Below are 15486 nucleotides of genomic sequence, written 5' to 3' on the forward strand. Positions count from 1 at the left end.
ATAACATATTTGATACATCATGAGCATATATTAATTGTATATTTTGGCTTTGGCTATGCCATACTGGTAATATTGCCTTTGTATTGTTTCTGGGGGTGCGAGATAAGGTGAGTAATGCGCATAACACGAAAAGAATTATGATCAGTTTGCCCGATCACTTGCTGCAGGAGGTTGACGGTATTGTGGAAAAGGAAAACTCTAATCGCAGTGAATTTATTCGTCAAGCAATGAAGCAGTATCTGGGGGAACGCAAGAAACGCAGTTTGCGTGAATCGATGCAGCGGGGTTACATGGAAATGGCTATGATTAATCTTAGCATGGCATCGGAAGCCTTTCATGCGGAGGAAGAAGCGGATGATACGCTGGATCGCTTAGTAAGCGGGGTGTAGGACTTGATTGTGAAACGTGGAGATGTGTTTTTCGCGGATCTTTCACCAGTGGTTGGTTCGGAGCAGGGGGGCGTTCGTCCTGTTCTGGTTATTCAGAATGATATCGGCAATCGCTTCAGTCCTACGGTTATCGTGGCGGCTATTACAGCGCAGATTCAGAAGGCTAAGCTGCCTACGCACGTCGAGATTGATGCCAAAACACACGGCTTTGATCGGGATTCGGTTATTTTGCTGGAGCAGGTCCGGACGATTGATAAGCAGAGGCTGACGGATAAAATTACGCATTTGGACGATGAAACGATGCGGAAAGTCGACGAAGCTTTGCAAATCAGCGTGGGGCTGATAGAATTCTAATAGGATCTGGAACGGGCGAGGGTGAAGGATTCCCTCGTTTTTTTGGTTTTATTGATTGAATGTACATAGGCAAAAAACAAAACCAGGTACAACTACAACCGTGTAAAAAACAACAATCATATTTATAATTGCAGCCATATTTAAAATGACAACAAGATTTACAACCACAGCCATATTACAAGTTCAATCATATTTTTAAAAAATACATAATCTGATTTTCATTTGATTTTCATACTATCTTCTAAGAATTGGGGACATGCAAAAATGGTACAAGACTTGAATCAAGCAGTTGAAAATGAAGCGAACGGCTCCAAGGTGCAGCTTTCTGAAGAGCAGAAGGCGCAGATTCAGGAGCGCATCCTGAAGCAAATCGCCGCCGAGCTGAAGCTGCCGGCGGGGAAGGTCAAGACGACGATGGGACTGCTCGACGAAGGGAATACAATTCCCTTCATCGCACGCTATCGGAAGGAAATGACCGGCGAGCTGGATGAGAACGAGCTGCGGGATATTGAGGAGCGTCTGCAATATTTGCGCAATCTTGAGGATCGCAAGCTTGAGGTGGTGCGCTTGATCGATGAGCAGGGCAAGCTGACCGACGAACTGCGTGCATCTATTGAACAGGCTGCAAAGCTTCAAGAGATTGAGGATCTGTACAGGCCTTATCGCCAGAAGCGCAAGACACGGGCGAGCGTAGCTAAGGAACGCGGCCTGGAGCCTTTGGCTGAGTGGATCGGGAAGCAGCATCGCCAGGGCTCTTTGCAGGATGAAGCGGCGCGTTACATCGATTTGGAGAAAGATGTGAAGACGGCAGAAGAGGCGATTCAAGGCGCGATGGATATCATTGCTGAAACAATTGCCGATGATGCCAAAATCAGGGCATGGGTGCGCAAATTTACCCATGATCAAGGCCTGCTGCGGACGGAAGCGAAGGATAAGGCTCAAGAATCTGTGTATGAGATGTATTATGCCTATCAGGAACCCGTACGCAAGCTGCCTCCGCACAGGATTCTAGCCATCAATCGCGGCGAACGGGAAGAGATGCTGAAGGTGGGCATGGATGTACCCGTCGAACGTGTGCATGAATACATAGCACGGCAGTGGATCAAGGGACCGTCTGTCGTCAAGGATGTGCTGCTCGCGGTTATTGAAGATGCATACAAACGTTTGATTGCACCTTCCATTGAGCGTGAGGTTCGGGGTGAATTGACCGAGAAGGGCGAGGAGCAGGCGATTAAGATTTTTGCGGAAAATCTGCGCAATCTGCTGCTGCAGCCACCTGTGAAGGGGCGTGTTGTGCTTGGTGTCGACCCTGCTTTCCGGACAGGCTGTAAGCTGGCTGTTGTAGACGACACCGGCAAAATGCTGGAAATCGCCGTCACTTATCCGACACCGCCGAACAACAAGGTAGCTGAAGCGAAGGCGAAGATCAAGCAGTTGATCAGCAAGTATGAAGTACAGCTGATCGTGATCGGCAACGGCACGGCTTCCCGGGAGACGGAGCAGTTCATTGCCGAACTGATCGCTGAGGTGAAGGAGCGGAAGCTGGAGTACTTGATCGTGAACGAAGCGGGAGCAAGCGTATATTCGGCGTCGAAGCTGGCGCAGACGGAGTTTCCCGATCTGGATGTCGCGGAGCGCAGCGCGATTTCGATTGCGCGGCGGCTGCAAGACCCGCTCGCCGAGCTTGTGAAGATCGAGCCGAAGGCGATTGGCGTCGGGCAGTATCAGCACGACGTCTCGCAGAAGCGGCTCGATGAGAACTTGAAGGCCGTCGTGGAATCGGCGGTGAACCACGTGGGTGTGGATCTGAACACTGCGTCTCCTTCGCTGCTGTCTTATGTTTCGGGCGTGAACGGGACTTTGGCGAAGAATATCGTCAAGTACCGTGAGGAGAACGGCAAGTTCGGCAGCCGCAAGGAGCTGCAGAAGGTGCCGCGGCTTGGCGCGAAGACGTACGAGCAGTGCGTCGGCTTCCTGCGCATCTCGGGCGGGGGGCACCCGCTCGATAATACCCCGATCCACCCCGAGTCCTACGAGGTGGTAGATCGGCTGTTCAAGGAGCAGCGCCTGGAGCTGGCGCAGCTTGGTTCGCAGCAGCTTCGTGAGCTGCTGCAGGAGCTGGAGCCGGCTGAGCTGGCTCCGCAGCTGGGCGTAGGCGTCCCGACGATGCGGGACATCCTGGACAGCCTGAAGCGGCCGGGCCGCGATCCGCGCGAAGAGGTGCAGGCGCCGATCTTCCGCACGGATGTGCTGCAGCTTGAAGATCTTGCGCCAGGCATGGAGCTTGATGGCACAGTGCGCAACGTGATCGATTTCGGCGCCTTCGTCGACATCGGCATCAAGAACGATGGCCTCGTCCACATCTCCCAGCTGAGCAACAGCTTCGTGAAGCACCCGATGGACGTCGTCTCCGTTGGTGACATCGTCAAAGTGTGGGTGCTTGGCGTTGACGAGAAGAAGGGCCGGGTCAGCCTGACGATGAAAAAGCCTCAGTAATCCAGGCTGTTTGGCTAAGAAGTTCTGGAGCTACGCATTTTTGAAATCTCATATACCCAAATAAACAAGGGGCCGTCCCAAAGCAGTTTAAAACTGCTTTGGGACGACCCCTGTTTTGAACTTATTAGAAAGTATAAGTTTTGGGGATGCCTGGAGTGAAAGAAATTGGTATTGTGGTGCAGCTTTACAGTGATGAAGTGCTCGGTGTGACGGTTCATTCACCAAGGGAATCAGAAAGGAAACACAGATTTCCCTATCGCCACTATCCCCTTCCCTCAGAAAGCAGCCTCTATCGGCAGTCCTTTTGAGCGTGCGATGCACTTGGGCGATGTTTTTCATCGTTAAAGTAAGTGTTCCAGGTCAATCCGTCACGTTAATGATGATTTTCATCGTTAAAAGAGGGCGGATGGCCTCAAAAGGTGGTTAAAAGGGATTTTAACGATGTTTTTCATCGTTAAATGAAGAATAAGGAGAGGACCAGTGCTTTTAACGATGAAAAACATCGTTAAAGTAGCAGATCCTTCTCAGCTGCATGCTCTTCATTCCTAGCGCTGTGCCCGCTAGGAAATCTCCTCCAATCAAGAGAAAAACCCTTGTTGGCTGTTTGTTTGAGCTTGGTGTTCGTGTGATTCGTGCGATTGTAGCTAAAGAGAGAGAATGGCTGTGGGTGGAAGAGCGGTAGCGTCCGCCTTTAAAGATTTGTTCCTGCCTCCTCATCGATTCCAATTAAGGGAACAAATCTTTAACAGCGGCTGGAGCCCACAGCCATTCCTTACGAAACGCTCCCACGTCACGAACACGCACATCAAAGGACGCCGCAAGGGACTGTTGACAAAAGCCGATTTTACGAAAAATGACTTTTAGATACCCAGTGTTTATGCGGGTTCTCAAACATCAATTTCGTCAAAAAGGTAATTTGTCAACAGTCCGGCAAGGCGGTTTTCAAATTAACCACCGTTTGACCGATTTTAAATGGAAAATTCTAGAAAATTCCTTAATGTTCCATCGTCAATGCTCTTACATCTTCCTCAGGCAGCTCAGTTATTTCTGCTACAGTGGCGATATCGTAACCACGAGCAAGGAGGTTCAGGGCAGTCTGCTGCTTGCCTCGAATCAAACCTTCCACTAAGCCTTCTGCCTTACCTTCCGCCTTGCCTTCTACTTTGCCTTCTGCCTTGCCTTCGGCTTTAGCCCCTTCTATTCTGGATGCTTCATCCCGGAGGAATTTCAGTCTGGCTTCGTATTCCATTCGCGTTTGCGCATCCTGACTCAGGAATTCTAGAGTATCCATGGCTTTTTTTAGCATGGGTTCGTTCATCTTCAACGCCTCCCAATTTGTTTTATCTACACCTTTTAAAAATAACAACCAGTTCACCAAGCCGCCATTCACTGGAATTGCGTGTTCCTCCAGCTTTGTAAGCTCCATAACATGGATTTCGATATCATCAATCAGAGGGATGAGGGTATGATCCTCACGTAAACGAAAAATATTATGGTAACGATCATTTGGCAGACAAGAATAGTTCAGGATGTTGATAGTTACACATTTTTTCAAACTGCTGTAATTGGAGCCTTCTTTAATCTGGTGGAAGTACATTCCGCTCCAGTAAAAAAGTGTTCTTTTTTCCATGTGATAGGGGTTGAATAATTGCATTTCAATATTGATCAGCTTACCTTCGGCTGTTCTAGCCTTAATATCCAGTATAGACTGCTTATCCTGAGGATTGTCTTTGTCTGTGTAGGGGTTCATCAAAATAATCTCATCCAGCGGTGGCTCTCCCGCCTCAATAAACGTACTGTTAAGAAACGCAAGCAGTACATCTTTGTTGCTTTCACTTCCGAATATTCGCTTGAAAATAAAGTCATTGCGGGGATCCAGCAATTCCAATAATATCAACTCCAATCCTATGTTTATTATACCATGCATGGTACTTTCCATGAAATCTATTCGCGCTGAGGTTATGCAGCTATATTAGGTTCCATAGTGTATATTCACCAGCTATCCCTTTACTTTTATTTACAACCAAATATTTATTCCAATGTAGATTTATGGTATATTAATTTGACATTAATGAGCGGGATGATCATTCAGGGAGCCAGATGCTTTGATGTGGGAGGGCGGGTATACTTTTGAAAACAAGAACGAAAATAGCAAATCATCCTCACCCCATATCGTTTTTTCAGTTGTATAGTTGGTGTTTAAGCTATATAAAACCTTACCGGGGTACCTTTTTCTTATTTATTGCTCTTGGTCTATTTAGCAGCTCCATGACGATATTGATTTCAAAAGTGATTCAGGTATTTGTGGATACTATTCTACCAAACAGAGATGTATCATTGTTTTTGCTCCTGATAGGTTGTGTCATTGTCATGTATTTGATTTCATATTTCTCAAATGCGAAGAAGAATATTGTTGCCCAGGTGTTTCAGCAGAAGGCTGCCCGGGATATTCAGTTGGCTGCATTTCGTAAAATGCGGGAGCTAGGGTTTCCCTATTTTGAGAAACATGCGGTCGGAGAGACGATGTCCTATTTTCAAACGGATATTCCCGCCGTTCAGGAAGTCTATCAACATTTGCTGCCGAGAATTGTCGAGTCTTTGTTTATGCTGCTGCTTTCCCTTCTTTTCCTCACATCGATAAATTACCAGCTTGCGCTAATTTTTATTCCATGTACCATCTTTTATCTTGTCAGCGGGCCTTATTTTGAGAAAAAGGGAATTCAGTATATTCAAGCCTATAATCAGCTGATCAAGGAAGTGGATCGTAAACAGCACACAAGTCTATCAGCTATGCTTGAGCTTCGAGTGTTTCATGCTGAGAAATGGGACTTGAAGAAGCTTACCCATGTTGCTGAAAAAGCCGGGCAGGCGATGTTCATGCATTTTATTTATATCAATTTATATGCGATCATGCGGCGTATTGCCGTTTATTCAGGTGCGGTTTTGCTATTTTATTATGCTTATCATTTGATTCAAATCAAAGCACTAACAGTTGGAGAATTTATAGCGTTTGTAATGATGTATTTCCAGTTAATGTTCGGGATTACGCATTTGGTCACAACTTTATCGAATCAGAACATGAAATTGCGTCAAGCTGAAAAGCTGTATGCATTTATGCAAATTCATCCAGATGTATACGAATCCCTGCATCCAAAGCGATTGAATGAGGTTGTTGGGGATGTGCATTTTAAACATGTATCGTTTTCATATGGAAATAAGGGTGTTCTTCAAGATATTACACTGCACATTAAAAGAGGCGAGCGTATATGCCTTGTAGGTGCCAGTGGCAGCGGGAAGTCTACCATTACGAAGCTGCTAGGGCGCTTTTATGATCCTGACCAAGGGCATATCGAGCTGGATGGAATACCAATTCAAGATCTATCATTTGAGCAGCTCAGAACCTCAGTCGGGTATGTATTTCAAGAGACGTATCTGTTTGGAGCTACGGTTATGGACAATATTCGTTTTGGAAATCCGGACGCTACGGATGACATGATTGTTGAGGCGGCTAAAGCAGCATACGCTCATGAGTTTATTATGGAGCTTCCGGAAGGGTATGACAGTTTGCTTGGTGAACGTGGAAACAAGTTATCCGGCGGCCAGAAGCAGAGGGTGGCGATCGCCCGTATGTTTCTGAAAAACCCGCAGATTGTTGTACTCGATGAGGCTACCTCGGCGTTGGATAACGTAAGTGAGAGAGAAGTTAATGATGCGATTCATCGTCTTTTGGAAGGAAGAACGACTTTATGTGTAGCACATCGGCAGTCTACGATTGAACAATATAATCAGATTGTTGTTTTAGATCAGGGACGTATTGTGGAAATAGGCACTTTTGATACGTTGATGAATCGTAAAGGGAAATTATCTGATTTGATGCAGGGGAGAGAGGTGAGCAGCTTATATGCTTAGCTGGATCTTTCATTATGTTCGCCAATGTTGGCAGACGTATGCGATTGCGCTGTTTTTGCTGCTGGTCTCTGTATGCACATTTTTGGGGATTACCGGAATTCAGAAGTTTATTATTGATGATGTTTTTGTGAAATCTAATTTCACTCTACTCACTCCCTATGTGGCTGCTTTCTGTATCATTGCCTTTACCTACCTCTTCTCATGGGTGATGAAAGACATTTTATTTGAGCGGGTAAATACCAGATTGAAAATCATTTTGAGGCAAGAATATATGCAGAGTATGATGAAAATGCCTGTCAAGCATTATCAGAATGAACGGTTAGGCTCCATTTTTACTCATATGCAAACGTTATTGGACACACCTAGAATCCTTGCCTATCAAATCCCAATGGGAATAGAGCATATCTTGAATTTTCTTATTCTTGCCGTTGTTATTGGAATGGCGACTCCACTGCTGCTGGGTGGGCTGTTTGTTTTCAGTATAAGTTACATCGTGGTGGGTAAAGTCTTTGCTCCTAGGATTCAACAAATGGCCAGGGAAGTACAAGAACACCGTGCCGATTTAAATGTACATATAGAAGAAGGCATTTCATCTACACGGGAAGTCATAGCGTATCATCGGGAAGCATGGGAACAAAAGAAAATCGATACGAGCTATACAAGCTACTACGAAAAATTGATGGAAAGTGCAAAGCTGCGTAATAAACAAATGCGCTGGACAGATCCTCTTCAATGGGGCGGAAGCATCGTGATCCTTAGTATAGGTGGCTATGGCGTGTTCACAGGTCATCTCACTCTCGGGTTATTCGTGGTCATATATCAATTCGGCAACCAGTTTGTTCAGTCTGTGCAGGGTGTCTATCAATTTGTAATCGGAATTAAAGAATCATTTGTGGGTGTGGAGCGTGCGCGGCAGCTGCTGCAGAATGAAGAAATTTCGGATAAGGGGCAGTCACTGGACGGATCTATACAATCTCTGCGATTTGCAGGTGTATCCTTTCGATATGCACAAGATCGTAACTGGGTGTTAAATGAGTTGGATTTGGATGTTAGTATGGGCAAGAAAACGGCCTTTGTTGGATCCAGCGGCGGCGGGAAATCCACCTTGGCGCAGCTGCTGGTAAGGTTCTATGAGCCTGATCAGGGTGGGATTATGATCAATGGATATCCCATTCATCAAATAGTTAGAAAAGACTGGACCTCACGAGTATCCATTGTGTTCCAAGAGCCTTACTTATTCCCCGAGACCATAGAAAATAACATAACGCTAGGCCGGACCTATACGAGGGAGCAGGTAGCCGCTGCTTGTAAAATTGCTGAAATCCATGATTTTATTATGACCATGGAGGATACATACGATACGATTATAGGGGAACGAGGCATTACGTTATCAGGAGGACAAAGGCAGCGAATCGCCATCGCCCGTGCGGTGCTTGGTCAGCCTGAAATTCTAATTCTTGATGAAGCAACCTCAGCGTTAGACCAGGAGACGGAGAGGCTCGTACAAGCTAACTTGGATCAAGCCCGCAAGGATCAAACGACCATAATAATCGCACATCGTTTATCCACTGTTGAGAATGCGGACATGATCCATTTTATGGAGCGGGGGCAGGTTGTGGAAAGTGGAACGCATGCTGAACTGGTGGCGCGTAGAGGGTATTATCATCGTCTGATTTCTAAAGATCAGGCTGTATAGGTTCAACATATCAAACGAGAGGAGAAGGACCCTTTGTCTATTATTTCTGTTAAAAATTTAAATAAGCAGTTTCAGCGCCCCATTAGAAAAGAAGGCTTCGGCGGGGCAATCAAGGATTTATTTAACAGGCAATATGAAACGATTACAGCCGTAAATAATATTTCTTTTGATATCCAAGAGGGTGAAATCGTAGGGTACATTGGACCCAATGGAGCAGGGAAGTCCACAACGATCAAAATGATGGTCGGAATCCTGATACCTACAGCTGGAGCAGTGACAGTGAATGGAATTATACCTCATGAGAACAGAAAACAGTACACGAAAAATATCGGTGTTGTTTTTGGACAAAGGACTCAGTTGTGGTGGGACATTCCCGTCTCTGAATCTCTTTTGCTTATGAAATACATGTACAAAATACCAGATGATCAATATCGGAGGAATCTGGAGCATTTTTCAGATATTCTAGGTTTGAATGAATTTAAACATACGGCGGTGCGTCAATTAAGCCTTGGACAAAGAATGCGTGCTGATTTATGTGCAGCTTTGATGCATAATCCCCAAATTCTATTTCTGGATGAACCTACAATCGGGCTGGATGTTGTGGTGAAGGAGAATATCCGGACTTTCATCAAGGAAATCAACAGAAGCAGACAGACAACTGTCATACTGACCACACATGATATGGCAGATATTGAAAAGCTCTGCTCAAGGGTCATCGTTATTGATCGCGGACAAATCATGTATGACGGAAATATTCCGCAGCTAAAAATGCAGTATGGCTCGGATGAAAGAATGATCATCGAGTTAGAAGTTAAGAGGGATGCATCCAAGGTGAAGGAGAAGCTCGAAGCCTCACATATTGGATATGTGGAATTAGAAGGAACCCACTTGAAAATTACATATAATAAATCGGAAATTAATTCCACACAAATATTGAGGGCTATTATGAATGAAGCTAACATTGTGGATTTTATCGTTCAGCCTTGTGAAATTGATGAGGTTATCCGGAGAATGTATGAAGCGCCTGCAATCAATGAAGGTGTCGTAGTAGGATGAGCCTATATATGCGATTGATAGGGAATGCTTATCAGCAAAATATGGTGTACAAGACGAATGTGGTCATGCAAATGGTGGGTCAATGGATCGGACTGTTTATTCAAATATCCGTATGGTTTGCCTTGTATGGAGGTAAAGAACTATCCGCTTCCAACATGGGGTCCGTTTCGATTGATGATATGATCTATTATGTGATCTTGAGCGTGGGGATATCGATGATCGTTAATAATCAGGTTATTGGACAGATGGATGAAAAAATAAAATCGGGCATGATAGCTATGGATCTTATCAAGCCCATGAATTTTCATGCCAACATCCTGTGCCATACATTAGGAAACAATTTATTTCGTATCACCTTTCAAGCGCTTCCGCTTTGTATCATCGGCTTTTTGATTTTTGATATGCCGCTCCCGTCTGGTATTCATAGCGTATTATTCATCATTTCATTAATAAATGCTTTTTTGTTAAATTTCATCCTTGCCTACATGCTGGGAATGATCGGTTTCTGGTATTTGTCTGTCTGGCATTTGAGCCGGCTGCTTGAGGATGTTGTCAGGCTCTTTGGAGGCGTTTGGATACCTTTATGGTTTTTTCCCAAGGCTATGGTCACCATTTCTGAATATCTTCCTTTTCAGTATATTTATTTTGTTCCCATCAACATTTATTTAAATAAGCTGTCCATGGACAGGTCCTTTGAAATGCTTTTAAACCAGGCTGTATGGATTGTGCTTCTAAGCGGATTCAGCTATGCCATTTGGAGGAAAGGGATACAGAAGCTGGTCATTCAAGGAGGGTAAGCATGCATTACTTGCAGTTATATTCCCGGTTTATTCTGGTATATCTGAAAACGCGAATGGAGTACAGGTTTGCCTTTTTTATGGACATATGGATTCAAATATTCACTTATTGTGTGATGTATTTGGGGATCTGGATCATGCTGAATCATTTTCAAACAATACAGGGCTGGACATTCTATGAAGTTATGTTTTTATATAATCTGAATTTATTTTCTTATGGATTAAGCGGATTGTTTTTTTGGTCTCCGATGAGGCAATTAGAGGGAATGGTGCAAAGTGGAGAGTTTGATGGGATACTGACCAAGCCGATCCCTTCATTTTTGCATCTCATTTTTAAACAGTTTAATCATGCGTTTCTTGGTCATGTTATTTTGGGTGGGATCATCTTTATCGTTTGCATCAACAAGCTTGCTATAGAGTGGTCCGGATTTAAAGCTTTCATGCTCATCATCATCATTATAGGGGCGATGCTGATCCAATCGTCGGTCATGATTATGTCGGGATGTGTAAGCTTCTGGTTTGTCAAATCGACTTCATTTATTGATACGATGATTTATGGTTTTCGTTTTTTTCTCAATTATCCTCTCTCTATATACCACCTGTCTATTCAGATTTTCTTAACCTTCATTCTTCCTTACGGCTTCATTAATTTCTATCCGGCACTTCTGTTTTTGGATAAAAAAGGCCAATCGCTGTTTCATCCCATCCTCCAATATGGAACTCCGATTGTTGGTGTTTTACTATTTAGCTTAGCACTTTGGATATGGTCTGTTGCTGTAAATAAGTATCAGAGTACGGGCTCCTAGATCGGAATGCCTTGTACTTGCCAGAACAATACGACCTGAGAGGCTTTCCGGCTTACACTTTCTAGTTCTGAAATACGGGAAAAAGCCTGACCCACATGGGGGCAGGAGGTTACAAAGGCTCCCCCTAACGGTGTTCAATCGTCGGAGGAGCCTTGCGCTTTCAGTTCTCTTCGTTGGCAGCGGCTTTAAGGATGACGTCCTTCAGCTCGGGAATCGCGTCGGCGAGCCATTCCTTGCGCCGTATGGCCGTGCCGCTGAGCGCCGGCAGCTTGCCGTACTCCCACCCGATATCGCCATGCTTTGTGTAAGCTTGAATGAGATCAAGCAGTGCGCAGCCCCACTCGTTCACTTGATAGCCCGCATAAGGGATATCCGGATAGTAATGCAGATAAGCTTCCTTGAGCATAAAGCCCGCGGACATCATGACGATTTGCGGCAGCGTCTTCTCCCCGATCTTCTCCATGAGGGCCGCAGCATTAATTTGTGAAGGCTCGGCTGACAGCTTAGCGAAGGAAAGGTTGTCGATGACGCCGTTTTCCCTGGCCAGCCATGCGGCTATCCAGTTCATAATCGGCTCGAATGCTTCGGGCAGCTTGTCCTCCAGCGGTGTTTCCGGCTTTTCGAGATCGATGATCGATGTTTTGCCGTTCTTGGCTACACGGATCTTACCTGAAAAGCCGGCCTTGCTCAGGCTGATCAAGGCATGAGTCTGCAGCTTCGTCGACATTTGCTCGTCGCTGCAGCATTTGCGCAGAATCCTTTCGGTGCGCGGCAGTGGGAACAGTGCGAGCGTCTGCAGCGCTTCCAGTGCAATCTTATATTCCTTCGTGTGGATCGCTTCCTCGATCCGGATTAGCAACTGATCGTCAGGCTGCCCGGCATAGAGCTCGAGCGGCGTTTGGTAAGCGGCGATCCGCAGCAGCGGCATCATGCCTTTCTCCTCGAGCTGCTCGGCGGTAAGCTGCTCTTTCAATTGAGCGCACGCCTGATCGGCATCGGCCCTCAGCGCGTCGAACATGTCTTTGCTGTCAGGGTCCGCCACTCCGTTCGACCTGGTCGTATCGATCCAATCACGCAGCGCGAACGGGTTGTTGCGGTAAATGGTCGCGGCTGCGGCTGCGAATGGCGGGGCGAACGGGAGACCGAGCTGCGCATAGCGCGCGAGCAGTATTTGCAAATCGGTTTGCCGATTCAATTGCTGCAGCGATATAAACAAATTCATCCATGCTTCGAGTTGGGCGGGATTCGTTTTGACGGCTCCAAAAAAATAAAAAGCAGCGCCTCCAAACGCCCCTTTATCAAACATTTCTTTGCCATTTCGCATCAGCTCGTTACCGGCAGTCGTGTTCAAAGGCTATACCTCCATTCGTTAATAGCCCAATTATACTATAACCCGCACCCGGGCGCGATTCTGCCGGGAAAATTAACTTGGATTGATGCCGGAAAGAACGGCTCCCTTGCTTTTTTTCTACAATACTATGATTAGCTGACAGATGTTTGCCACTCAAGTGGATCGACGTTTTTTGACTGTATCGATTGTTTTAAAAAAACGGTTTACAAACGGAACCGATAAAGGTAAGATTTACTGAAATTGCTCGTTCAGGAGGAGCTTATGCGGATCAAACGGCTGCATCGTATCCAGCTTTCGTACTTGCCGGTTTTGTTCGTGGTCGGTCTTAGTCTGCTCTTCATCGTTTATTTGACTTTAAGTGAGGTAACTAAGCAATCGGCGTTGAAAGCCAATAATATTTTGTCTTACAACATCATCCAGACGATCGACGAATCCTTGAAAAGGATCGATACGGCAATTACCGGACAACTGCTGAAGAATGAAAAGGTCAGGAGGTTCTTCGAGTCCGAATACACGGAGGATAGGCAGTATTGGGACTACCAGACGGTAGCTGTATTAAATGAAATGATGGATAGCCACCCGTTGATCAGTTCGATCAATCTGTACCGGATCAGCGATAACATGCTTTTAACGCCGACGACGTTTACCCGGCTGGACAATTTTGGAGATAAACAATTTATAGGCAAGCAGCTTTCCGCTTTGCTGCCGTTTCGATGGACGGAGCGGCGTCCGTATGCTGAGCAGCCGGGCGTAAACGAATCGAATGTGGTCAGCCTTGTCAAATTTGCCAGCTTGTCCGATAGAAGCCTGGTTGTCGTGCATGTCGATACGGAACGGCTAAGCCGTCTGATCCTGGACATGGCGGAATCCGGTTTTCAGTATATCGAGCTTCTGGACACGGAAGGAAAGCGCATAGCGTCGAGAGACTGGGCAGATCCTTCAATGCATGGCAGGAATGTCCGCGAAAATGGGAAAGAATGGTCGAAGGCAAGCTCTGCCTATACGGGGTGGACGGTTAGCAGCGGCGTTTATAAGGGCAGCATTATAGAGTGGATTTCTTCCCTCTTCTATGTATGGATTGCGCTTGGTTTTCTGATCATAGCGGCGGGTATTGCATGGCTCGTGTATTTGACGAGGCGAAACTATCGGCCGATCCAATCGATATCGCAGCGCATGAACGAATATTTTCGCCAAAAGCAGCAGGAACTGAAGCTGGAGGATCAGGACGATGAACTGCAATATATTGAGACGGCGATTGAAAAGCTGTTCGATCAATCCAGTCAGCTTCTGGAGCAGAACAAGGAGAACCTTGCTTACCGCAGACGATATGTGTTTTTGCAATTGCTTGAAGGGGCGGTCGCGGGGCAGGTGCAGGAGTGGAAGGAGGAGATCGGACAATTCGGTTATTCGCTCACGGATTGCGGACTCTTGGTCACCATGATCGAAATCGACGATTACAACAAGTTCAACGAGCAGTATAACCATCGCGATCAATATTTGTTGAAGTATGTCTTGAGCACCGTCCTTCACGAAATGGCCGAGCCGGTCAAGCTGTGCATATGGACGGAATGGGTGGAACGTCATCAGCTAGGCTTGCTGTTCCTGCTGGACCGGGATGGCGGCATGGAGGAGGACGTATTCGAGCTTCTGGGCAAAATGACGGGGTGGGCCGAGCGGCATTTACCGTATACGGTCACGGTCGGTGTCGGTTCTTGCGAGAGCGATGCCGCCAATATCGCGGAATCGTATGAGCAGGCACTGGAAGCGCTTAGCTATAAAACGTCGCTCGGTACGAACCGGCTGATCCGTTCCGCCGATTTTGCCGCAAAGACGCCGTTCGAACTCGTCAGGCAAGCGCAGCGGGTACGCTCTATTTGCCAATCGTTTCGGGCAGGCGACGGCGAGTGGGAGCGGCATTGGAATGATATGTTCGAGGAATTGTGGCAGCAGCTGGTATCCAAGGAAGATTTGATCGGCTTGCTTAATTATTTGGTTTACCAGCTCCATAGAGAAATGGCGGAGCTTCCGGAAGAGTTCCAGGCGATCTGGAATGGAGGGGCGCATGCGGAGCTGAACGGGGTTGGGAAGCAAAGGGAGACGATGGAATCCATTCGAGAGGAGTACGTCCGCGTCTTGAGGGAAACGGCGGCTCAAATGCGCGAGCTGAGGGAAAGCAAACATAATCATCACCTGATCCGCAGCGTGAAGCAATATGTAAACGATCATTATAACAATCCGGATCTTTCGCATGCTCAACTGGAGAGCGAATTCGGTCTGGCCGCCAGCTACTTAAGCCGATTGTTCAAAGAGGAATTCGGGGTTAAATTTATCGATTATTTGTCGCAGACTCGAATCGAGAAAGCGATCGAGCTGCTGAAGGAGCACCCGGACAAGACCGTTCAGGCGATTGCGGAGCAGGTCGGTTATTTGCACGGCATAACGTTCATTCGGGCCTTCAAGAAATATACGGGAAGCACGCCAGGAAATTTTCGGAAGGACTTGATTTGAGCTGGAGAGCAAGCGGTTCTAATTTATGTTGATGAGGTCAAAAAAACATCGTTAAGTAGCAGATCCTCTCGGTTGTGCGAGCTGGCGGGGCCGTTCTTCAGTCCCAGCGGCTTGGCCTGCGGGG

At 46.4% G+C, this 15486-nt stretch carries 11 protein-coding genes; 9 read left to right on the forward strand and 2 right to left on the reverse strand.

From position 1 onward, the window contains the following. Window positions 1–107: 107 nt before the first annotated feature. The 3 genes from J2Z66_RS43640 to J2Z66_RS37285 all read left to right on the forward strand — a co-directional run bounded on the left by J2Z66_RS43640 (window position 108) and on the right by J2Z66_RS37285 (window position 3239). Window positions 108–389, forward strand: coding sequence for a CopG family ribbon-helix-helix protein (locus J2Z66_RS43640; protein WP_312894976.1), 282 nt, complete (start codon window positions 108–110; stop codon window positions 387–389). A gap of 3 nt (window positions 390–392) precedes the next feature. Continuing rightward, window positions 393–743 carry a type II toxin-antitoxin system PemK/MazF family toxin gene (locus tag J2Z66_RS37280; protein ID WP_209978216.1) on the forward strand — a complete coding sequence of 117 codons (351 nt, stop codon included), beginning with the start codon at window positions 393–395 and terminating at the stop codon, window positions 741–743. Window positions 744–1007: 264 nt separating this feature from the next. Then, window positions 1008–3239, forward strand: coding sequence for a Tex family protein (locus J2Z66_RS37285; protein ID WP_209978217.1), 2232 nt, complete (start codon window positions 1008–1010; stop codon window positions 3237–3239). Window positions 3240–4233: 994 nt separating this feature from the next. Here J2Z66_RS37285 and J2Z66_RS37290 read toward each other — a convergent pair. Continuing rightward, window positions 4234–5166 (reverse strand): Rpn family recombination-promoting nuclease/putative transposase, encoded by a 933-nt coding sequence (locus J2Z66_RS37290; protein WP_209978220.1) that lies wholly within the window; start codon window positions 5164–5166, stop codon window positions 4234–4236. 257 nt (window positions 5167–5423) lie between these two features. Here J2Z66_RS37290 and J2Z66_RS37295 point away from each other — a divergent pair, with 257 nt between their 5' ends. From J2Z66_RS37295 to J2Z66_RS37315, 5 genes are read left to right on the forward strand one after another with little or no spacing between them, the layout of a single operon-like run. Further along, window positions 5424–7148: an ABC transporter ATP-binding protein gene (locus J2Z66_RS37295; RefSeq protein WP_281068932.1), complete on the forward strand. Its 1725-nt coding sequence runs from the start codon at window positions 5424–5426 to the stop codon at window positions 7146–7148. Next, window positions 7141–8844: an ABC transporter ATP-binding protein gene (locus J2Z66_RS37300; RefSeq protein ID WP_209978224.1), complete on the forward strand. Its 1704-nt coding sequence runs from the start codon at window positions 7141–7143 to the stop codon at window positions 8842–8844. The genes J2Z66_RS37295 and J2Z66_RS37300 overlap by 8 nt, the downstream gene beginning before the upstream one ends. Before the next feature lie 33 nt (window positions 8845–8877). Continuing rightward, complete coding sequence (locus J2Z66_RS37305; protein ID WP_209978226.1) at window positions 8878–9900, forward strand: ABC transporter ATP-binding protein; 1023 nt, start codon at window positions 8878–8880, stop codon at window positions 9898–9900. Window positions 9901–9908: 8 nt separating this feature from the next. Beyond that, on the forward strand, window positions 9909–10697 hold the full coding sequence (locus J2Z66_RS37310) for an ABC transporter permease (RefSeq protein ID WP_209978229.1): 789 nt from the start codon (window positions 9909–9911) through the stop codon (window positions 10695–10697). A 2-nt stretch (window positions 10698–10699) separates the two neighbouring features. After that, on the forward strand, window positions 10700–11503 hold the full coding sequence (locus J2Z66_RS37315) for an ABC transporter permease (protein WP_209978230.1): 804 nt from the start codon (window positions 10700–10702) through the stop codon (window positions 11501–11503). A gap of 160 nt (window positions 11504–11663) precedes the next feature. Here the strand turns inward: J2Z66_RS37315 and J2Z66_RS37320 are convergent, their stop codons facing one another. Next, window positions 11664–12854: a hypothetical protein gene (locus J2Z66_RS37320; protein WP_209978233.1), complete on the reverse strand. Its 1191-nt coding sequence runs from the start codon at window positions 12852–12854 to the stop codon at window positions 11664–11666. 261 nt (window positions 12855–13115) lie between these two features. Here J2Z66_RS37320 and J2Z66_RS37325 point away from each other — a divergent pair, with 261 nt between their 5' ends. Continuing rightward, window positions 13116–15362, forward strand: coding sequence for a helix-turn-helix domain-containing protein (locus J2Z66_RS37325; RefSeq protein WP_209978235.1), 2247 nt, complete (start codon window positions 13116–13118; stop codon window positions 15360–15362). Window positions 15363–15486: the final 124 nt, after the last annotated feature.

Source organism: Paenibacillus eucommiae (assembly GCF_017874215.1).
GTDB classification, from domain to species: Bacteria; Bacillota; Bacilli; order Paenibacillales; family NBRC-103111; genus Paenibacillus_AI; species Paenibacillus_AI eucommiae.